Here is a 19502-nt window from a genome sequence, read left to right as displayed (position 1 = left end):
GGGGCGAGAGGCAAGAGAAGCGAAAAGAGAGGGGGCTCTGCCCCCTCAACCCCCGGGATATTTAAGGACAGAAAATGAGGAGAGCATTTTCCCTTATTCATTTTCTGTCTCTAAATATCCCCGCCGGAGGCATCCGGGGCGCGCGCGCTTCAGCGCGCCCCGGTCTTTTTTTTTCTCAGGCCTTAGCCTCGTCGGCCTCATAGGCCTCAATGATCCGGCCCACCAAGGGGTGGCGCACCACATCCTTGGCGGTGAAATAGTTGAAAGACACGCCTTTGATGCCCTTCAAGATCCGCTCGGCATCGGCCAGCCCCGAGGCCGTGCCGCGCGGCAAGTCCACTTGGGTGCGGTCGCCGGTGATCACCATGCGCGAGCCCTCGCCGAGCCGGGTGAGGAACATCTTCATCTGCATTGTGGTGGCGTTTTGCGCCTCATCCAACACCACGAAAGCATTCGACAAAGTGCGGCCGCGCATGAAGGCCAAAGGCGCGATCTCGATCCGTTTGTCCAAGATCAGCTTTTCCACCTGTTTGGCGGGCAAAAAGTCGTTCAGCGCGTCATAAAGCGGCTGCATATAGGGATCGACTTTTTCCTTCATATCGCCGGGCAGAAAGCCGAGCCGCTCGCCCGCTTCGACCGCAGGGCGCGACAGGATGATCTTCTCCACCGCCCCGGTCAGCAGCATGGTCACGCCCACCGCCACCGCCAGATAGGTCTTACCGGTGCCCGCCGGGCCAATGCCGAAGGCCAGCTCATGGTTGAAGAGATTGGCGACATAGGCCTTTTGCGCCTCGGTCCGCGGCTCCACCGGCTTTTTGCGGGTGCGCAGCTCCATGCCGGGCTTGAACATCTCGATCTGCTCGCCCTCAGCCGGCACAGCCCCCGGTCCGGCCAGCCGCAGCGCGCCATCGATATCGCCCGCCTCGACCGAGCGCCCAGCCTCGAGCCGCGCATAGAGGCTGCGCAGCACGGCCGCCCCCTGCTCGCGCGCGGATTTATCGCCGATCACCGCCAACCGGTTGCCGCGCCGCAGGATATTCACCCCCAGCTGATGCTCTACCTGCGACAGATTGCGGTCAAACTCGCCACAAAGCTCGATCAACAGACGATTGTCGGGAAATTCCAGGACGGTTTCCACCATATCCTCGGGACGGGTCGGGGGGGTCAGCGCGCTGATGCCCAAAAGGATCTCCATTGTTCAGATGGCAGGTAGGTCGAGCCTGCGCCTCACCCCGCCATCTGGCAAGGAAAAACACACGCTCCGCTATATGTAGCGCCACTGGCGATAATACCAGTGTGACAATCAGGGGGATCATCACAGGGATTATTTGGAATGCCCCGCGGCCCCAGCAAGAGCGTCGCGCAAAAGTGATGCGGCACCGCCAAAAGCCAAAGGCCGCAGCAGATGCCACGGCCTTTGCTCATCTCCTGCCAAACCCAAGCTTACTTGGTGCAGATCCCGTTCACCGAGGTCGTGCCAGCCGGGCATTGCTTGACCACCACAACCTTCCGCCCCGGACCCGGAACAAAGTCCTTCAGACCCTGCGTCCCCGACTGATAGTCGCGGATCACCGTTCCGGGCGGGAACTTATCGTTGCACACCGGCAGACCCGAGGCCGGATCGAAGCGCGGCGAGGAATAGCCCTCGACCCCATCGTCGATGATCCAGTTCTGGCAGCCATCGGGATCATAGGCGATCGCGGCGCGGCCATGGGTCAAAGCGCCCGTGTCGCGGCCCTTATCCACGCCCGTGGCGATCACATCATCAGGCCCGCTATAGACGCGCAAGCCGTCGCCGGCCACACAAGCCCCCAGCATGAGCGGCGCTAGAAGAACGCTCAGTTTCATATAGCCCTGCATCATATTCACCACCGGTAGCAGATGATTTCAACACGACGGTTCTTGGCCATGCCTGCCACCGTCTGATTCGAGGCGATGGGCTGACGCTCGCCAAAGCCCAACTCCCGCTCCACCGAGGCGCCAACCGAACGGGCCACCTCAGCCACCGAATGGGCGCGGCGCTTCGAAAGCGCCATGTTGTATTCATCCGAGGCGCGGCTGTCGGTATGGCCGTAGATCGCATAGCCAAAGGCGCCAGCGCTTGAGAAGAACTTGCGCAGCCGGTCGCGGCCCGAGGCGGTCAGCTTATGGCTGTCAGTCGCAAAAAGCGTATCGGTGTTTTCGACCAAGCAAGTGTTTTTCTTCAAACAAACTGGCTTGCCGGTCTTGGGGTTGCGGCGCGGCACCATATAGCCTTCCAAGCCGCCATCTGCCCACCAATGCATGCAACCGTCGTCGTCAATCCAGACGCCCCATTCGATCTTACCGGTGACGACTGCATTCTCATCGGCGAAACTTGCGGTCGCGCCGGCCATGCCGAAGCAAAGCACAAGCCCAGCCACCAACATTCGCGCTGCGCGTGAATAAAAGCTCACGGCCAGAGCCCCCCTTACACCATGCTATAACAATTGAGCGGAGAGTTGCCGGTCCGGTGACGCGAAGTAAAGAAAATTTTACGGAACCCGCCCATTAATGTCGGGGTTTTGGGCTTCCGCCACACAATATAGGGTATCAGAACCCGGATTGTCGCTGAAAGGGAAACCCGCACCGCCGGCTGCCCAATCGCGCAGCCGAGCCCTAAAGCAAGACCGCCGACAGCGAATTCGTCACCGCCGAGGTGACGCGCGCGCGCACCAGATCGCCGGTCTTGCCAGTGGCATCTTGCACATGCACCGCCATCAGATGCTGCGACTTTCCAACCATCTGACCGGGCAGACGACCGGGCTTTTCGTAAAGAACTTCCACCACTTGGCCGACCATCGCCTGCTGCGCCGCTTGCTGCTGGGCCAAGATCAAACCTTGCAGCTCTTGCAATCTTGCATCGGCCACGTCCGAGGGCACCGGGGTCTTTTCCGCCGCCGGGGTGCCGGGGCGGGCCGAGTATTTAAAGCAATAGGCCGCGCCGTAGCCCACCGCGCGCACAAGGCGCATCGTCTCTTGGAAATCCTGATCCGTCTCACCGGGGAAACCCACAATGAAATCCGAGGTCAGCAGCACATCCGGTCGCGCTTGGCGGATCTTGCCAATCAGATCGAGATAATGCGCCGCGGTATGTTTGCGGTTCATCGCCTTCAAAATCCGATCCGAGCCCGATTGCACCGGCAAATGCAGGTAAGGCATCAGCTGCGGCACTTCGGCATGGGCCGCGATCAAATCATCGCCCATGTCATTGGGGTGGCTCGTCGTATAGCGCAGCCGGTCCAACCCCTCGATCTGCGCCATCTCGCGGATCAGCCCGGCCAGCGTGCGATCTTCGCCGTGATAGGCATTCACATTCTGGCCCAGCAGGGTGATTTCCCGCACGCCGCGCGCCACAAGATCGCGCGCCTCCTTCAACAGCCGCGAGGCGGGGCGGCTGACCTCGGCCCCCCGCGTATAGGGCACCACGCAAAAGGCGCAAAACTTGTCGCAGCCTTCTTGCACCGTCAAAAACGCGGTCGGGCCGCGATAGCCCTTGCGTTGCGGCAGGTGGTCAAACTTATCTTCCGTTGGAAACTCGGTATCGACCTGACGGCCTTCGGCCTTCACCATCGCCGGCAGCCGGTGGTAGCTTTGCGGCCCGACCACCAGATCGACCAGCGGCATCCGCCGCAAGATCTCGGCCCCTTCGGCCTGCGCCACGCAGCCCGCGACGCCGACCTTCATCTCCGGCTTGGCCGCTTTCAAATTCCGCAGCCGCCCAAGGTCCGAGTAAAGCTTCTCGCTCGCCTTCTCGCGGATATGGCAGGTGTTCAGAAGCACCATATCGGCCTCTTCCACCGTCTCGGTCTGGACATAGCCCTCAGCGCCCATAGCCTCAGCCATGCGCTCGCTGTCATAGACATTCATCTGACAGCCATAGGTCTTGATGAAGAGTTTTTTCGGCGCTTCCATGTCCGGCCTCCTGCGGCGGTCTCTACACCCCCAGCCCGGATTGGGCAACGCGGCAGGCTTTGCAGCGCGCTTTGCGGGCGGCATGACCAAAGCCATACCTAAGCCATACGTCAGCCATACCAAAACCAGACCCTCTTGCCTTGGCTCCGAAGATCAATGACTTTGACCCGGCAAGTCCGAGGCTTGAGCCGACCGCTCTGGCACCAAAACGGGCAAAAGGGGCCCAAGCCGCGCGATGCAATACGCTGATATTGAAGAGTTTATCGACAAAGCCCCGCAAGCCTTGGCGCGCGGGCCGATCGCATTGACCATGGCCGAGGATGTGGTGGAGCTCGAAAGCACCTTGCGCCACAACCTGCAAAGCGGCTTTGGCTGCGTGGTGCTCTTTGCGCCCGAAGAAGTCAGTCTTCCCAATGCCTTAGCCGAAAAAGTCCACCACGTTACCTATGATGTTTACGCCGAAAACGCCCTGATCGAGGCGGTCAATCGCATCAATGACGCCGCGCTAAACCAATGGATTTATTACAGTTTTAACGCGGAATACCTGTTTTTCCCCTTCAGCGAATCCCGCTCTGTCAAAGACCTCCTCGCCTTTCACGCCGAAGAACGCCGCTCGGCAATGATCAGCTATGTGATTGATCTTTATGCGGGAAATCTGTCGGAACACAGCAACGCCGTCTCTTTGTCCGACGCGCATTTGGACCGTTCGGGCTATTATTCCCTTGCCCGCAAGGACGAGGCGAAGAACTGGCAACCCAAAGACCGCCAACTCGATTTTTACGGCGGATTACGCTGGCGTTTCGAAGAACACATCCCCTGGTCCCGCCGCAAGATCGACCGAGTGTCGCTTTTCCGCGCCCAAAAAGGCTTGCGGCTGCGGCCGGACTTCACGTTTTCTGATGAAGAATTCAATACTTACGCCTGCCCCTGGCACAACAACCTCACGGCGGCGATTTGCTCTTTTCGCACCGCAAAAGCCCTGCGCAGCAACCCTGGCAGCCGCTTTGCGATCAAAGATTTCCGCTGGCACAACTCGGTGCCCTTCACCTGGCACAGCCAGCAATTGATGGACCTGGGGCTGATTGAGCCGGGGCAGTGGTTCTAACCTAAGCCCCGACTTTTCTTAGGTTATTTACTGACGGCCACCCGCTGTTCGGCCATCCCCATCGAGACCAAAAGCCCTCGCTCGCCCTGCAAGGCTTGGAAGCTGGCCTTGTCCGCCATTCCGCGCCAATCATTCAGGATCAGGCTCTGCGCCACCGCCCCCCCCAAGGTTGTGCCGGGGCCGGTGATGATGAAAAGATCAGGCGCAAATTCGCGCGCGGCCACCGCCAAAGCGCGCGTAAAATCATAGGGTTCCACGACCTGATGACCCAAAGTATAGGCGCGCAAAGCGGCTGGATCCGTCGCCCCCGGCCACCAGATCGCCCCCCGCCCATCGATCAGCGGAACTTGCGGCTGGCCAAACAAATCCTGTCCCAACGCCGCCCGCCCCTTCTCTGCCACCGGCTCTTGCAGCGCGGTGTGGAAGGCGGCATGCCCTCCGAGCCGCATCGGGAACCGCCCCTGCAAGGGCGACACCGAGGCTTCAAAGGCTTTCAGACCCGCCTCATTCCCGGCCAAAACCAGCATACCACCAAGGTCGATCGACAAAGCCAAGATATGGTCGGCGCGGGCGTTGATCGCTGCAACTATGCCCAAAAGCTCAGTTTTTCGCGCAAAGTCGGGCCGCCACTCCTCGCCCAACCAAGGATAGATGATCTGCCCGCCGATCATCGCCTCTTGCATCAAAGTGCCCATCGTATTGGCGATGCGGAAGCCGTTCTCAGGCGTCACCGCGCCACCGCAGGCCAAAGCCGAATACCAGCCCATAGAATTGCCGGTGACGGCGACCACGCGCACCTTCTCGCCGTCGATCGAGAGGTAATCGCCATAGGTCGCGGCATAGATCAACCCCGCAGCGTTATCGCCGCGCGCATGGGTCGACATGGTGAACCGAGCCGCACTGTCCAAGACGGAAAGTTGTTCTTGGCCAATGACTTGGCGCGTTGCATCGAACCGCGACAACAGCGCAGCATCCGGGAAATGGCGCGACAGATAGCCAAGCTCGGTCGCATTATAGGTGCCGCGACCGGGGCAGATGACAACGGCGGTTTTCATGCTTTGCCCCCCACCAAGGCCAATGCGGCCTGCGTGATGCTCTCGGCCGAGGGCATCGTCACCGCATAGGCGGGGCCGGTGGCGATGAAGCTGTCCTCGGCAGTCAATCGCGCCAGCTTGGCATCGCTAACCTCATGGAAATGCGCCATAAACGCCTCGGCCAGACCGCCGGTGTGGCGGGTTTCATCCACAATCAGAATGTTCTTGCAGCCCGCCACTGCCGCCGTCAGCGCCTCTTTCGGCAAAGGGGAAAGCCAGCGCGTATCCACGATCCGCGCCTTCACACCCGCCGCCGTGATCGCGGGCAAAGCCTTGTTCGCCAGATAGGTGCCATTGCCGAAGGTGACGATCGCCAGATCCGCGCCCTCGCCCGCCACGCCGACCTCGCCATAAGCGATGCTTTCCGAGCGGTCGGGGTAGTGCTGCATCCAAGCGCCGTCCTTATCGGCATGCAGATCGCGCATCGGATAAAGCGCAATCGGCTCAAGAAAAACGACCACCCGCTGCTCTTCCCGCGCCAGCCGCACGCATTCGCGCAGCATCCGCGCGGCATCGGCCCCGTTGGACGGACAGGCCAAGATCAGCCCCGGAATATCGCGCAAAACCGCGACCGAGTTGTCATTGTGGAAATGCCCACCGAAGCCCTTTTGGTAGCCCAGGCCCGCGATCCGCAGCACCATCGGGTTGGTGTATTGGCCGTTGGAAAAGAACGACAAAGTCGCCGCCTCACCGCGCAGCTGGTCCTCGGCATTGTGCAAATAAGCCAGGAACTGAATCTCGGGCATTGGCACAAAACCGTTCTGCGCCATGCCGATCGCAAGGCCAAGGATCGACTGCTCATCAAGGAGCGTGTCGATCATCCGGTCCGGGCCAAAGCGCTGTTGCAGCTTTTGGGTGACGCCATAAACCCCGCCTTTGCGGCCGACATCCTCGCCCATCATCACCACTTCGGGATGGTCGAGCATCAGATCGGTGAGCGCCCAGTTGATCAGTTTCGACATGATCTGCGGCTCAGCCATCTGCTTGATATCACTACCGAAAGCCGCCGTGCGCGCCTCGGACGATGCGCCATTGCTGGGGCGACACTCGCGCTTGGGCGGCACGATGCTGGCCATGACGCCGGCGGCATCTTTCAGCCGTGGCCGGGTCACGGCCTCGGCCGCGGCGCGGGTTACGCGCTCGGCGGTGTCTTGGTAAATCTGTAACGCCTGATCGGGTTGCATGACGTCCGCTTCGGCCATCAAACGCACCGCATGCAGCAACGGATCTTGGGCTTCCTCGGCCTCAACCTCGGCTTTCGGCAGGTAGGTCGTGGGCATATCGGCCCCGGCATGGCCGTAAAGCCGGATGGTGCGGACATGCAGGAAGGCGGGTTTGCGGCGGGTGCGGACGTAGTCGGCGGCTTCAAGCGCGGTCGCATAGGTGTCGTAAAGATCAAGCCCGTCGCAGGTGAAATATTTCATCCCCGGACGGTTCGAGAAGGTCGCCCCGATCCAGCCTTGCGGCGTCTTGGTGGAGATACCGATGCCGTTGTCTTCGCAGCAGAATAGGAGCGGCAGAGGCACCGATTGATAAGAGGTCCATTGCGCGGCGTTGAAGGCACCTTGCGCGGTGGAATGGTTGGCCGAGGCATCGCCGAAGCTGCAATAGGCAATGCCGTCATCGGGCAGGATCGCATGTTCCGGACGGTGGCGGCGGGCCGAGCCAATCGCATAGGCGGCCCCCACGGCTTTCGGCAGATGGCTGGCGATGGTCGAGGTTTGCGGCGGGATGCAAAGCGCCTTTGATCCCAAGACCTTATGCCGCCCGCCCGAGATGGGATCCTCCGACGAGGAGGCGAAGGACAAGAGCATATCCCACAGGATCGTTTGCCCCGGCACTTGGCTGGCGCGGTGGATCTGGAAGGCGGCATCGCGGTAGTGGAGGAATGCGATATCGGTCGGGCGCAATGCCGCCGCCACCGCCGCCAGCCCCTCATGCCCCGACGAGCCGATGGTGTAGAACCCCGTCCCCGCCGCCTGCATCGCCCGGCTGGTGCGGTCCAAGTGCCGCGAAAGACAGGCCGAGCGGTAGAGCGCCACCGCTTCCGTGGCGCTTAATGGGCCGGAAGGAGCCCGGCCTTGCGGCAGATCGCCCGCCGCCACGCGCCGCAGGAAGTTCTCGTGAACGATGACAGAGCGTCCCATAAGGGGTCCTTCTCAACCGGCTCAGATCCTTTGAGCCATAAGGGTAAAGCTTTGTTTTGGCTAAGTTAGAGAGTAACGGCCAGTCGGGTCTCTAGGGCCGCATGCATCCGCCGAAGCCCTTTAATCAGATCTGTCTCGGCATAGGCAAAGGAGATCCGCGCATGGCCGGGAAGGCCGAAAGCGCGACCCGGCACAATAGCCACGCCCGCCTCATCTAAGAGCCAAGCACAAAGCTCGGCATCCGAGGCAAAACCGCCCTTTTCAATCGCTTCGCTGAGGTCTGGGAAAACGTAGAACGCGCCATCCGGCACCGGACAGGTGACGCCGGGCATGGCGTTCAGCCCCGCAACCATCCGGTCGCGCCGCGCCAGCATCACCGCGCGGCGCTCGTCCAAAAGCGCTTGATCGCCGGTCAAAGCCGCCAAAGCCGCCGCCTGCGCGATGGAGCATGCGCCCGAGGTGATCTGCCCCTGCACCGCCCCCATCGCCTTGATCAACTCCGCCGGTCCAACGCCCCAACCAATTCGCCAGCCGGTCATCGCATAGGATTTTGACACACCATTCACCACCAAGGTGCGGTCCTTCAGCGCGGGCGCGGCCATAGTGAAAGGGACAAACGGCACATAGCTCAGATGCTCATAGATCTCATCCGAGAGGACCCAGACCTGTGGATGCCGCGCCAAGACCTCGGCCAAGCCCTTGATCTCAGCCGCAGAATAGATTGCACCCGAGGGGTTTGAAGGGGAGTTCAGCATCAACCACCGGGTCTGCGGAGTGATCGCGGCCTCAAGCGCTTCTGGGCTAAGCTTGAAGCCCAGATCCGCGCCGCAAGGCAGGATCACCGGCGTGCCGCCCGCCATCAAAACGATGTCGGCATAGCTGGTCCAAAAGGGCGCGGGCATGATCACCTCATGCCCCGGATCAAGGCTGGCGAGCATGGCATTGGCCAAAACCTGTTTGGCGCCCGTGGTCACAATCACCTCAGCCGCCGTGACGCCATTCGCTGCGGCAATCGCGGCCCGCAACTCAGCCGTGCCAAGGGTGGCGGGGTATTTCGTCTTGCCCGCCAAAGCCGCCTGATGCGCCGCCTCAACCACATGATCTGGCGTGGGAAAATCGGGCTCGCCGGTGGTCAGCGCCACCACATCGCGGCCTGCAACCTTCAGGCCAGCGGCCTTCTCGGTCAGCTGCATAATCTCAGAGATCTCAATCGCCGAAATCCGTGTGGCGCGGGTGAAACGGGTCATTTTCTGGATCCTTTCAGGCCTAAGCCAAGCGGCTTAAAGCCGCGCCTCGGTCAAATGCACAAGCTGCGCGCCCGCCTCATAAAAGGCCGAGCGCAGGCCCCGCCATGCGGTTGGATTGGGCACAGAGAGCGGCAAAGGCAGCGCCTCGGCCCGGGTTTCGCCCGCCAGGAAGCGGGCCATTTCGCGGCCAAAAACCGTGCCCGGCGCGATGCCGCGGCCGTTATAGCCGCAGAAGGCGAAGATGCCCTCGTCCAGCCGGTGGAAGCGCGGCAGATTGTCCGAGGTCATGCCGATCGCGCCAAACCATTCATGTTCAAAGCGAAAATCGCCGATCTGCGGATAGATCTTGCGCAAGGCCCGCTTGGCCCAAGCGCGGTGGATCGCCACACCGGTGTTGCGCAAAGCCCCGACCGAGCCGAAGACCAGCCGGTTCGCCGCGTCGAAACGGAAGGATGAGAGCACCTCTTTGGTGTCCCAAACGCCCTGCCGACCGGGCAGGATGCTTTGCACCACATCCGCCGGCAAAGACTGGGTCGCCATGTTGAAATAGGGCAAAGTGACCTGCTGGCGGGCAATATCTTGCATCACCAGCTTGGTGTAGGCGTCGGTCGCGACGACCACACGGCCCGCGCGCACCGTGCCTTGCGGCGTCTGCACCCGCCAGCCCTGCCCGTCCCGCTCAATCCCCGTGACGGGAGAGCTGGTGTGGATCACCGCCCCCGCTTTGACCGCCGCATGGGCCAAGCCGCGCGCATAGGCCAAGGGCTGGATCGTGCCCGCCCGCCGGTCCAGCAAAGCACCGGAATAGGCTTTGGAGCCAAAGGCTTGCGCCGCCGCCTCCCGGTCCAAAAGCTCCACCGGGGCGCCGCGCGCCTGCCATTGCCGGGCGCGCTCTTGCAGCTCAGAATAGCCTTCGGGGCCAACGCCAGCATGCAAAGTGCCGACCGGATTGGCCTCACATGCGATCTGGTGCTTTTGCACCATCTCCCAGACGTAACCGGGCCCAGCGCCAAGGAAATCCAGCAAGCGATTGCCGTAATCCTCGCCCAGCGTCTTGATGAGATCCTCGGGCATCACCCACATGCCGGCATTCACCAAACCGACATTGCGCCCCGCGCCACCAAAGCCGATCTCGGCCGCCTCAACCACCAGTGCCGAAATGCCGCGCTCGGCCAGATGCAAAGCGGTGGAAAGGCCGGTGTAGCCCGCGCCGATGATCGCCACTTCGGCTCGCGCCTCGCCCTGAAGGGGCTTGGTGGCCGGCGCTTGGGGCGCGCTGGCCTCCCACAGACCATGAGAGCGCGGATTGTTCAGCATGTCTTGGCCCCCAAGTTCCAGTCACGGACAGGCTGCCCCCCCGCCCTTATCTTGGCTTTTTTTAACGCTTGTCGCGCGGTAAGATACCAAGGCTTTGTCATAACTTCATGCCGGTACGTCATGTCGATCCGCACGCCCAGACGCTTTTTACCCTCGGTCTCGCTTCTGGCGGCCTTTGAAGCGGCCGCCCGCACCGGGTCGATCACCGAAGCCGCGGCAGAGCTTTCGCTGACGCAATCGGCGGTGTCGCGGCAGATCAAGGCGCTGGAGGACCAGCTGGGGTTGGAACTGTTCATCCGCGCCAAGCAGAAGATCCAGCTGACCTTTGGCGGTCAGGTCTATGCGCGGGAAATCCGTGAGGCTTTGGGCAAAATCTCCAGCGCCTCATTGAACCTTTTGGCCAATCCTAGCGGCGGCACGTTGACGATTTCGGTCCCGCCCACCTTTGGCGCGCGCTGGCTGACGCGGCGCCTGCACCGCTTTACCGAGGCGCATCCCGAGGTGATGATCAATGTGCTGAGCCGCCTCACGCGCTTTGACTTCCGCGAGGATGTCATTGATGCAGCTATCCATTTTGGCGATGAGCCTTGGACGGGCGTGCAAATGCTGCGCCTGCGGGGTGAGGTGATGATCCCGGTCTGCGCGCCGGAATTGGCGCAAAGCTACGGCTTTGCCGCCCCCGCCGATGTGCGCCGCGCGCCGCTGTTGCACCTGACCACCCGACCCGATGCATGGGAGCGCTGGCTCGAACAGCAGGGCGTCGATGACAGCCGCGTACACGGCATGCTGTTCGACCAATTCAGCACCTTATATGAGGCCGCAGCCGCGGGTCTTGGCGTGGCACTTTTGCCGGAATTTCTGTTCACTGAAGAGTTGCGCGACGGGCGGATCGTGCCCGCCCTCCCCCTGCCGATGGAAAGCGCCGGCGCTTACCATCTGTGCTGGCCGATCGAGAAAGGCGACCACCCGCTTTTGGCTGCCTTCCGCGATTGGCTGGTGGCTGAGATGACCCGAGAAAAGCTCGGGCGCGGCTTCTAACTGGACTGCAAAGACATCCCGCCTCATTCCCGTTTGGCATGAGGTTAGACGGAATGATCGACAGCCGCTTTCCGATCCGCATGCTATCACTTGGGAAATCAATCGCCACGATGCCCCCACGAGCAGCCTCGTCCGGGGGGCTTTGCCCGAGGAAATGGATATGTCCCAGACCATCGCTGCCCGCGCCGCTGCATTGCTTGACCGTCTGGGCGTGCCCGCCAGCGCCTATACCGGCGGCAGCCTTGCCAGCTTCACCCCGGTGACCGGCGAAGCGATCGCCAAGCTGAAGACCGATGATAAGGCCAGCACCGAAGCCGCCATCGCCCGCGCCAAAGCCGCCTTTGAGGCTTGGCGCGTGGTCCCCGCCCCGCGCCGGGGTGAGTTGGTGCGGCTTTTGGGCGAAGAGCTGCGCGCCTCAAAAGAGGATCTCGGCGCTTTGGTCTCGATCGAGGCGGGCAAGATCCCGTCCGAGGGCCTTGGCGAAGTGCAAGAGATGATCGACATCTGCGACTTCGCGGTCGGTCTCTCGCGCCAGCTTTACGGTCTGACCATCGCGTCGGAACGCCCCGGCCACCGGATGATGGAAAGCTGGCATCCGCTGGGTGTGGTCGGCGTGATTTCCGCCTTCAACTTCCCGGTTGCGGTCTGGTCGTGGAACACCGCGCTGGCGCTGGTTTGCGGCGATGCGGTGATCTGGAAACCGTCTGAGAAGACCCCGCTCACCGCTCTGGCAAGCCAAGCCATCCTAGAGCGTGCCATGAAGCGCTTCGGCGATGCGCCCGCGGGTCTGGCACAAGTGCTGATCGGCGGCCCAGATGTGGGCGAGGCTCTGGTCGCCAGCCCCGATGTGCCGCTGATCTCGGCCACCGGCTCCACCCGGATGGGCCGCATCGTCGGGCCGAAAGTGGCGGCGCGCTTTGGCCGCTCAATCCTTGAGCTGGGCGGCAACAATGCGGGCATCGTTTGCCCCTCGGCCGATCTCGACATGGCTTTGCGCGCGATTGCCTTTGGTGCGATGGGCACCGCAGGCCAGCGCTGCACCACTCTGCGCCGGCTTTTCGTGCATGACAGCGTCTATGACGCCTTGGTGCCGCGGCTGATCAAGGCCTACGGCTCGGTCTCGGTCGGCAACCCGCTGGAGAGCGCGGCGCTGGTCGGCCCGCTGGTCGATCGCGCCGCCTTTGACGCGATGCAAAATGCGCTGGAGGCCGCGAAAGCGGCGGGCGGCAAAGTGCATGGCGGTGAGCGCGTCTCAGTTGGGGCCGAGAGCGCCTTTTACGCCCGCCCCGCTTTGGTCGAGATGCCGAAGCAGACCGGCCCCGTGTTGGAAGAGACCTTTGCCCCGATCCTTTATGTCATGAAATACAGTGACTTGTCGGATGCCATCGCCCAGCACAATGCGGTGGGCGCGGGACTGTCCTCGTCGATCTTCACCCTCGACATGCGCGAGGCAGAGACCTTTGTTTCAGCCGCAGGCTCGGATTGCGGCATTGCCAACGTTAATATCGGCACCTCGGGCGCCGAGATTGGCGGGGCTTTCGGCGGTGAGAAAGAGACCGGCGGCGGGCGCGAAAGCGGCTCGGATGCGTGGAAAGGTTACATGCGCCGCCAGACCAACACGGTGAACTACTCGGCCCAGCTGCCGCTGGCGCAGGGCGTGGTCTTCGACATCGAGTGATCGCCTGAAGGCTATCACTGGGAACAAAGGCGCAGCGGCATCCCCGCTGCGCCTTTTGGTTTTTGCTTTCAAATAAGGGGAAAACTCGCTACTGGCAGCGATCCTCGCTGCAAAGGGCATGCTCATGGCGCAAAACGCCACGATTTATAAAGTCGAACTCTCCGTCTCGGATATGGATCGCCATTATTACGAGACCCACAAGCTGACGGTCGCCAAACATCCTTCGGAGACCGATGAGCGGATGATGGTGCGGATCTTGGCCTTTGCGCTCAACGCCCATGAGCAGCTCGAGATGACCAAAGGGATCTCGACCGAGGATGAGCCCGACATTTGGCAAAAGAGCCTCAGCAATGAGTTGGAGCTTTGGGTGGCTTTGGGCCTGCCCAGCGAAAAGGTCGTGCGGCAGTCTTGCAGCAAGTCCGACAAGGTCGTGGTCTATTGCTACGGCGGGCGCACGGCTGAGATTTGGTGGGACAAGATGAAGTCCAGCTCGGCCCGGTTCCAGAATCTTTCGGTCGTGAACCTATCCGAGAAAGACACCGGCGCTTTGGGCCAAAAGGCCAATCGCTCGATGAAGATGCAGGTCAATATCCAAGACGGTGAGGTGATGGTCTCTGTCGATGATGACGTGCTCTATGTCACGCCCGTGCAGTGGAAATCTGCCGCCTAAGCGGTTCCGGCCGCAGGCGGCTTCGATCACCGCCTATGGCCAAACCGCCCTTCCCTCCGGCTTAGCAACGATGGCCTCTACGTTACCAGAGTTGCCGCCGGAGCGTTGCGGGCCGCTGTCTCGGCCTCGATCATCTTGCGCAGACGCGCGCGAAAGCGCATCGGTCCCAGATCAATCGCCAAATCAAGATTGGGCGTGAGCATCGCATCCATGCCCTCTTGCACGGCTTCCAGCACCACGCGGTCTTCTTCGAAGGCGCCGCGCACCGAGGTGGCAAAGCGCGCGCTGACTTCGGCATCCTTCGGGGCGAAATTGCGCATCTGGAACCAGTAATACCGCGTCTCGGTGGCCGAAACCGGGGTCATGAAGTTGTAGCTGTCCATCACGAAACTGTCGCGATGCAGCGGCTGCCCCTCACCGCCCGTCCCCGCCGGAGAGAAAATTGCGCGGATGATCGCATGGCTGGGCCAATGCACCTCGTAGTGCTGCTTGCGGTCGCAGTTGCCTTGGAACTTCAGGAACTGCGCGTAGAAGGGCGCGGGCGGGGTGTCCATCATCCAGCGCCAAACCGTTACGCCCTTCTCACCCACATCGGTGTTCAGCGCGACCTCATCGGTGCCGGCCCCGGCAAAGCTGCTGCGATGCACCCAAGCGACATGGCTCGGGTCTAAAAGATTATCGCTCATATACAGGTAGTTGCACTTCAGCGTCATCGCATCGCCGCGATTGATGCCCCAAGTCGGATCCTCCCAGTGATCGACATGGAAGATCTTGGCCGGATCCGCCAAAGCCGCCTCGCCCATCCAGACCCAGACCAGCCCGTAGCGCTCTTCCACCGGATAAGAGCGCACGCAGGCGCGGTGCGGGATGCGTTCGGCCCCCGGCACGCGGGTGCAGGTGCCCGAGGCGTCAAAGGTCAGCCCGTGATAGCCGCATTCCACCTGATCGCCCAAGAGCCGCCCTTTGGAAAGCGGCAGCTTACGGTGCGGGCAAGCATCCTCTAACGCGGCCACTTTGCCCGCGCTGGTTCGATAAAGCACGATCGGCTGATCCAGCATCCGCACCGGCGTCAGCGCCTGCCCGATCTCATGATCCCAAGCCGCGACGTACCACGCGTTATAAAGATACATCCTGCACTCCCTCCTATAGCCCGACCGCGCGGGCCGGGGCAGCAAAGCAGGCCGCAAGCTCTGGGCAGGCGTCTAGAACGGCCGCCCCCGCCACAATCCTGCGCGGGTGAAGCCGACCCTCCTCCCAAAGGGCCACACCGTCCAAGGTGACAGTGGGATCAAGCAAATTCCAGCAAATTTCACCCGGCGCGTCATCGCCACAGCTGTGGAAATGCAGAAGCCGTGGATTGCCAAAGGCGCTGCAGGTCCAGCGTTCGGGGTGATCCTCTGCCCGTCCGGGATAGGCGCAGCCGGGGTGGATGCCGGCATGCCAAGAATGCACGAAATGACCATCCAAGCCCTGCGCGCTGGCCACCCTTTCGATGTGGCGAAGCAAGGACTGCACGACATCCGCGGGTCCGTCATAGCGCAAAGCGCGGTTCCCGCTGAGCTGGACAGTGACCACTTGATCCAGCTTGTGCAGGAACGGCTGGTAATAGACGGAACCCGTGCCAAGCACGAAGCGCGCCAGCGCGACTTTGCCGCTGAAGCCCGCCATCGGAACCGGAGCAAAGACCGCCATTGGAAAACGCCGGATGCCAACATCAGGCGGCGCGCTTTGCCCCGGCGCTATGCGGCCGCGCAGATCGGTGCCCAAGGGGCAGCGGATATGGATCTCTTGCGCTGCTGCCATCGCGGCGTTGATCGCGGCCTTCATCGCCAGCATTGCGCCATGCGGAATTGTGCCAAAAGCGCTAGAAAATGACGCCAGATCAAGCGCATAGGAGACGACAGACCGCTCGGCATAGGGCAGCGCGCGAAAGCGCATTTGGTCACCGATGCGGGCGAGGTACAGGATATGCTGCGCCCCTGCCATCGCCAAAAGCATCGCCTGCGAAGGCTCTTGCGGATGGGGGGAGAAGCCCACCTGACGGCGCTCGACCACAAGGTCCAAAGCCTTGGCACCTTGCGCAATCACATCCCCCAGTCCCGGCCCATAATGACCAAGCGCGGGACCTTCTTCGAGCATGAGCAAACGCTCCCCTGCCCGCGCCCCAGCGCAGCCCTGCAAAAGATTCTGCACCGCTGCGGCAAGCGGATCGGACTGCGACTGGGGCATTGCGTAACCTAATAAGTACCTTCGCCGCAATCGAAGCCGTTGCGCGGGCTTTCACAATATGCAAGGTCTAATCCAGCCCTTAAGCTGAGCTAATAGCCTGCCCATGTTGATCAACTTGCCCTACGCCGCCTTGCGCGCCTTCGAAGCGGTCGTTCGGATGGGCGGCTTTTCCAGCGCCGCCGAAGAGTTGGGCATCTCGCAAAGCGCAGTGTCGCAGCATGTCAGGCTTTTAGAGGAATGGACTGGGCAAAGGCTTTTGGTGCGCGGTCCGCGCGCATCTCACCCAACGGATGAGGGCCGGCGCTTGGCCGAAGCGGTTGGCGAAGGCTTGGGCCGGATCGGTTCTTTGTGCAATGAGCTGCGCAACCGCAGCAACAACGCGCAAAGCCTTTCAATCTCGTGCCTGCCGGGCTTCGCGATCAACTGGCTCTTCCCCCGGCTCATCCGCTTTGATCAGGCCCAGCCCGATATGTCGGTCTCGATCTCGACCGAGGCGCGGGCGATCTCCTTTGCGGGAGGCGAGGCCGATGTGGCGATTCGCTATGGTTTGGGCCGATATTCAGGGCTCTATGTGCGCCGGTTGCTGGGTGAGAATCTCACCCCCGTCTGCTCGCCCGAGCTTTTGCGCAGCGATCCTGACCTGCGCTGCCCGGCCGATTTGGCGCGGCACACGCTCTTGGTTGATGATCTAAAGCCCGCCGGAGGGCGCCTTCCGAACTGGGAGTTTTGGGCGGCCCAATCGAACATCATGCTACCGCGCCCAGCGCGTCTGCGCCGGTTTGGACAATCCAATATGGTGGTGCAAGCGGCGATCGAGGGCTTGGGGGTGGCGCTTGGACGCGATGCTTTGGTGATGGATGCCTTGGCCGATGGGCGGTTGGTGCGGCCCTTTACCTTGCCGCCTGTGCCCTCGGATTACGCCTTTTGGTTCGTCTGCCCCGAGACGGCGCTGGACCGGCCGGCAGTGCGCGCCTTCCACGACTGGATCTTCGCTGAGGCGACCGATTGCGATAAGTTTAACTGATCGCAAACATTACAAACGCCGCCTTGCTGGCCTTTGCCGCCTCCGTCATGCTGGGCACAAATTCTGCGCCCCATTGGCCGACCCTGCGACTGGCCTTTTCCGCAAGGACATGCCGTGAAAACGCTTTGGTATACACGCTGCCCGGCTCCCACCGCGGCCTCGATTGCCATTCGGCAAGGCTGGCTCGAGGCTGAATTTGCCGCCGACGGGATCGAGGTCCGCTCGGTCTCGGAAGCCGCCGATGAGGCTACCCGGCTGGCACATTACAGCCACGACCACCCTGCGCTTTTCCGCTTTGGCGGCTATGTGCCACCCTTACAAGCACTGTCAAAAGGCGTGGATCTGCGGATCATCGGGATCAATTGGCACGACCGAAGCTCGGGCTTTTTTGCTTTGCCTGACAGCGACTTGCGCAAAGCGAACCTTGGCCCTCAGGCGCTGGCCGGTCGGCGCATTGCCTTGCCCATCCGCAAGAACGACCGCACCGATTGGTGGCGTGCCACAGTGCTGGCGGGCATCGCACAGCTGCAACGCCTTTTGCCCGATGGCGCCCCGCCGCCTGTCATCGTGCCGATCGAGATTGACCGCAGTTATTTCGACGATGCCACCATCGGCCCCGAGGCTCGCGCCTCGCTCTGGGGCAGCCGCAGCCAATTCGCTGTGCAGCGTGAGGAGATCGCGGCGCTCTACCGGGGCGAGGTCGATGCGATCTATTCCGACGCTGCACTTTCAGCCATCCTCTGCGCCACTACGGGTGCCTTTGAAGTGGCGCGGATGAGCGGGCTGGAAGACGACAGCGAAGCCGGCTTCGGCCATCCGATCTTGCTGACCGTCTCAGCCAAGCTCTTGGACGAGCGACCGGATTTGGTAGATCGTTGGATGGCGCAGCTCTTGCAGGCGCAAGATTGGGCGACGCAAAACGCCTCGGAAACCCGCCGTATTTTTGCCAATGACACCGGCCTGCCCGAGTCGTTCTTGGATCAAGGATATTCTTCTCGTTTGCTTCAACAGATAGACATTAATCTTTCCGCTGAACGCGTTGCGCAAGTCGGCAAGAAATACGAACATCTGCTGGTAAATGGTTTTCTCGACCGACCGTACGATTTCAATGCGATGATTGACGCCGGACCGCTGCGGCGATGCAGCGGCGCAACCGCGCATAAGCCGTAACCAATTCGCTCACCTGTATCAGCCGACTGGGGACCAAAATCATGGACAGACGAGACCTTTTCGCAATGGCTGCCCTAGGTGGCGGTGCTTTGATGCTGGCGGGCGGCAAACCCGCCGCAGCGCAAAGCGCACCGGCTTCGCGCCTGTCGCGCATCCTTGAGGCAGGCGTGCTGCGCGTTGGCACAACCGGGGATTTCAACCCGATGTCTTTCCGCGACACCGCCTCCAACAGTTATGATGGCTATGACATCGAGGCGATGACCAAGTTGGCTGCCGAGTTAGAGGTGCAAGTGGAATGGGTTGCCGCCGAATGGTCCACCATCACCACCGGCCTTGCCGCTGACCGCTTCGACATCTTCTCGGGCGCCTCTGTCAGCGTGGCCCGCGCCCGGGTTGCCGCCTTTAGCCAACCCTATACCGAGGCCGGCACCGTTCCCCTATCGCTCGCCGCCAATGCCGAGCGGTTCGGCAGTTGGGAGGCGATCAACCAAGCCGGCATCACCGTCGCCGTCTCGATGGGCACCGTCTTCGAAGAGCAAGCCCGCGCGCATTTCCCCAATGCCACGATCCAAGCCGTGCAATCGCCCGCCACTGGCTTTCAAGAGGTGCTGGCAGGACGCGCCGATGTGACCATCACCTCGAACGTCGAGGCAGGCAGTTTGGTCGCCAACTTCCCCGACCTGAAGATCGTTGTACCCGGGGCCGAGATGCGCAACCGCCGTCCCTTCGCCTATGTCGTGGCGCAGGACGATCCGATCTGGCTGAACTTCGTCAACACTTGGGTGACCCTGCGCAAGATCGACGGCTATTTTGCCGGGCTGGACAAGAAATGGTTGGGTCAAGGCTGATC

General features: G+C 61.9%; 17 protein-coding genes. 7 read left to right on the top strand and 10 right to left on the bottom strand.

What is annotated here, in order from left to right:
- Positions 1-175 precede the first annotated feature (175 nt).
- From Q9295_RS06760 to miaB, 4 genes are all read right to left on the bottom strand, one after another.
- Entirely contained in the window at positions 176-1183 is a 1008-nt protein-coding gene (locus Q9295_RS06760) for a PhoH family protein (RefSeq protein ID WP_373457433.1), read from the bottom strand.
- A gap of 260 nt (positions 1184-1443) precedes the next feature.
- On the bottom strand, positions 1444-1848 hold the full coding sequence (locus tag Q9295_RS06755; protein ID WP_306679762.1) for a hypothetical protein: 405 nt from the start codon (positions 1846-1848) through the stop codon (positions 1444-1446).
- Positions 1849-1865: 17 nt separating this feature from the next.
- Positions 1866-2435 (bottom strand): OmpA family protein, encoded by a 570-nt coding sequence (locus tag Q9295_RS06750; RefSeq protein WP_306679761.1) that lies wholly within the window; start codon positions 2433-2435, stop codon positions 1866-1868.
- A gap of 202 nt (positions 2436-2637) precedes the next feature.
- Positions 2638-3933 carry a tRNA (N6-isopentenyl adenosine(37)-C2)-methylthiotransferase MiaB gene (gene miaB, locus Q9295_RS06745; protein WP_306679760.1) on the bottom strand — a complete coding sequence of 432 codons (1296 nt, stop codon included), beginning with the start codon at positions 3931-3933 and terminating at the stop codon, positions 2638-2640.
- A gap of 235 nt (positions 3934-4168) precedes the next feature.
- Between miaB and Q9295_RS06740 the strand changes: the two genes are divergently transcribed.
- On the top strand, positions 4169-5038 hold the full coding sequence (locus tag Q9295_RS06740) for an RNA methyltransferase (protein WP_306679759.1): 870 nt from the start codon (positions 4169-4171) through the stop codon (positions 5036-5038).
- A gap of 23 nt (positions 5039-5061) precedes the next feature.
- Here the strand turns inward: Q9295_RS06740 and Q9295_RS06735 are convergent, their stop codons facing one another.
- The 4 genes from Q9295_RS06735 to Q9295_RS06720 all read right to left on the bottom strand — a co-directional run bounded on the left by Q9295_RS06735 (position 5062) and on the right by Q9295_RS06720 (position 10843).
- Positions 5062-6093: an ACP S-malonyltransferase gene (locus Q9295_RS06735; protein ID WP_306679758.1), complete on the bottom strand. Its 1032-nt coding sequence runs from the start codon at positions 6091-6093 to the stop codon at positions 5062-5064.
- On the bottom strand, positions 6090-8279 hold the full coding sequence (locus Q9295_RS06730; protein WP_306679757.1) for a dehydrogenase E1 component subunit alpha/beta: 2190 nt from the start codon (positions 8277-8279) through the stop codon (positions 6090-6092). The genes Q9295_RS06735 and Q9295_RS06730 overlap by 4 nt, the downstream gene beginning before the upstream one ends.
- Positions 8280-8344: 65 nt before the next feature.
- On the bottom strand, positions 8345-9526 hold the full coding sequence (locus Q9295_RS06725; RefSeq protein WP_306679756.1) for a pyridoxal phosphate-dependent aminotransferase: 1182 nt from the start codon (positions 9524-9526) through the stop codon (positions 8345-8347).
- Positions 9527-9559: 33 nt separating this feature from the next.
- A complete protein-coding gene (locus Q9295_RS06720; protein ID WP_306679755.1) occupies positions 9560-10843 on the bottom strand; it encodes an NAD(P)/FAD-dependent oxidoreductase in 1284 nt (427 codons plus the stop codon).
- Between the two features lie 120 nt (positions 10844-10963).
- Between Q9295_RS06720 and Q9295_RS06715 the strand changes: the two genes are divergently transcribed.
- The 3 genes from Q9295_RS06715 to Q9295_RS06705 all read left to right on the top strand — a co-directional run bounded on the left by Q9295_RS06715 (position 10964) and on the right by Q9295_RS06705 (position 14229).
- Positions 10964-11881 (top strand): LysR substrate-binding domain-containing protein, encoded by a 918-nt coding sequence (locus Q9295_RS06715; protein ID WP_306679754.1) that lies wholly within the window; start codon positions 10964-10966, stop codon positions 11879-11881.
- 160 nt (positions 11882-12041) lie between these two features.
- On the top strand, positions 12042-13559 hold the full coding sequence (gene amaB / locus Q9295_RS06710) for an L-piperidine-6-carboxylate dehydrogenase (RefSeq protein WP_306679753.1): 1518 nt from the start codon (positions 12042-12044) through the stop codon (positions 13557-13559).
- Between the two features lie 124 nt (positions 13560-13683).
- Complete coding sequence (locus tag Q9295_RS06705; protein WP_306679752.1) at positions 13684-14229, top strand: YaeQ family protein; 546 nt, start codon at positions 13684-13686, stop codon at positions 14227-14229.
- Positions 14230-14306: 77 nt separating this feature from the next.
- Here the strand turns inward: Q9295_RS06705 and Q9295_RS06700 are convergent, their stop codons facing one another.
- Both Q9295_RS06700 and Q9295_RS06695 read right to left on the bottom strand, forming a co-directional pair.
- Positions 14307-15359 carry an aromatic ring-hydroxylating dioxygenase subunit alpha gene (locus Q9295_RS06700; protein ID WP_306679751.1) on the bottom strand — a complete coding sequence of 351 codons (1053 nt, stop codon included), beginning with the start codon at positions 15357-15359 and terminating at the stop codon, positions 14307-14309.
- Positions 15360-15372: 13 nt separating this feature from the next.
- Positions 15373-16458, bottom strand: a complete 1086-nt coding sequence (locus tag Q9295_RS06695) for a hypothetical protein (RefSeq protein ID WP_306679750.1) — start codon at positions 16456-16458, stop codon at positions 15373-15375.
- 103 nt (positions 16459-16561) lie between these two features.
- On the opposite strand from Q9295_RS06695, the gene Q9295_RS06690 reads away from it, so the two are divergent.
- The 3 genes from Q9295_RS06690 to Q9295_RS06680 all read left to right on the top strand — a co-directional run bounded on the left by Q9295_RS06690 (position 16562) and on the right by Q9295_RS06680 (position 19500).
- Positions 16562-17482, top strand: coding sequence for a LysR substrate-binding domain-containing protein (locus tag Q9295_RS06690; protein ID WP_306679749.1), 921 nt, complete (start codon positions 16562-16564; stop codon positions 17480-17482).
- A 114-nt stretch (positions 17483-17596) separates the two neighbouring features.
- Positions 17597-18652 (top strand): ABC transporter substrate-binding protein, encoded by a 1056-nt coding sequence (locus tag Q9295_RS06685; RefSeq protein ID WP_306679748.1) that lies wholly within the window; start codon positions 17597-17599, stop codon positions 18650-18652.
- A gap of 41 nt (positions 18653-18693) precedes the next feature.
- On the top strand, positions 18694-19500 hold the full coding sequence (locus Q9295_RS06680) for a transporter substrate-binding domain-containing protein (protein WP_306679747.1): 807 nt from the start codon (positions 18694-18696) through the stop codon (positions 19498-19500).
- Positions 19501-19502 lie beyond the last annotated feature (2 nt).

The organism is Pseudogemmobacter lacusdianii, from assembly GCF_030848395.1.
Classification (GTDB): Bacteria; Pseudomonadota; Alphaproteobacteria; order Rhodobacterales; family Rhodobacteraceae; genus Pseudogemmobacter; species Pseudogemmobacter lacusdianii.
Note: the sequence above shows the minus strand (reverse complement) of the source record. Positions and strands in the feature narration are given on the sequence as shown.

What these genes read in the sequence shown, in the direction of transcription:
- Q9295_RS06755 (WP_306679762.1), bottom strand. Translation starts at nt 1,848, where the DNA reads ATGAAACTGAGCGTTCTTCTAGCGCCGCTCATGCTGGGGGCTTGTGTG.
- miaB (WP_306679760.1), bottom strand. Translation starts at nt 3,933, where the DNA reads ATGGAAGCGCCGAAAAAACTCTTCATCAAGACCTATGGCTGTCAGATG.
- Q9295_RS06740 (WP_306679759.1), top strand. Translation starts at nt 4,169, where the DNA reads ATGCAATACGCTGATATTGAAGAGTTTATCGACAAAGCCCCGCAAGCC.
- Q9295_RS06735 (WP_306679758.1), bottom strand. Translation starts at nt 6,093, where the DNA reads ATGAAAACCGCCGTTGTCATCTGCCCCGGTCGCGGCACCTATAATGCG.
- Q9295_RS06730 (WP_306679757.1), bottom strand. Translation starts at nt 8,279, where the DNA reads ATGGGACGCTCTGTCATCGTTCACGAGAACTTCCTGCGGCGCGTGGCG.
- Q9295_RS06725 (WP_306679756.1), bottom strand. Translation starts at nt 9,526, where the DNA reads ATGACCCGTTTCACCCGCGCCACACGGATTTCGGCGATTGAGATCTCT.
- Q9295_RS06720 (WP_306679755.1), bottom strand. Translation starts at nt 10,843, where the DNA reads ATGCTGAACAATCCGCGCTCTCATGGTCTGTGGGAGGCCAGCGCGCCC.
- Q9295_RS06715 (WP_306679754.1), top strand. Translation starts at nt 10,964, where the DNA reads ATGTCGATCCGCACGCCCAGACGCTTTTTACCCTCGGTCTCGCTTCTG.
- amaB (WP_306679753.1), top strand. Translation starts at nt 12,042, where the DNA reads ATGTCCCAGACCATCGCTGCCCGCGCCGCTGCATTGCTTGACCGTCTG.
- Q9295_RS06705 (WP_306679752.1), top strand. Translation starts at nt 13,684, where the DNA reads ATGGCGCAAAACGCCACGATTTATAAAGTCGAACTCTCCGTCTCGGAT.
- Q9295_RS06700 (WP_306679751.1), bottom strand. Translation starts at nt 15,359, where the DNA reads ATGTATCTTTATAACGCGTGGTACGTCGCGGCTTGGGATCATGAGATC.
- Q9295_RS06695 (WP_306679750.1), bottom strand. Translation starts at nt 16,458, where the DNA reads ATGCCCCAGTCGCAGTCCGATCCGCTTGCCGCAGCGGTGCAGAATCTT.
- Q9295_RS06690 (WP_306679749.1), top strand. Translation starts at nt 16,562, where the DNA reads ATGTTGATCAACTTGCCCTACGCCGCCTTGCGCGCCTTCGAAGCGGTC.
- Q9295_RS06680 (WP_306679747.1), top strand. Translation starts at nt 18,694, where the DNA reads ATGGACAGACGAGACCTTTTCGCAATGGCTGCCCTAGGTGGCGGTGCT.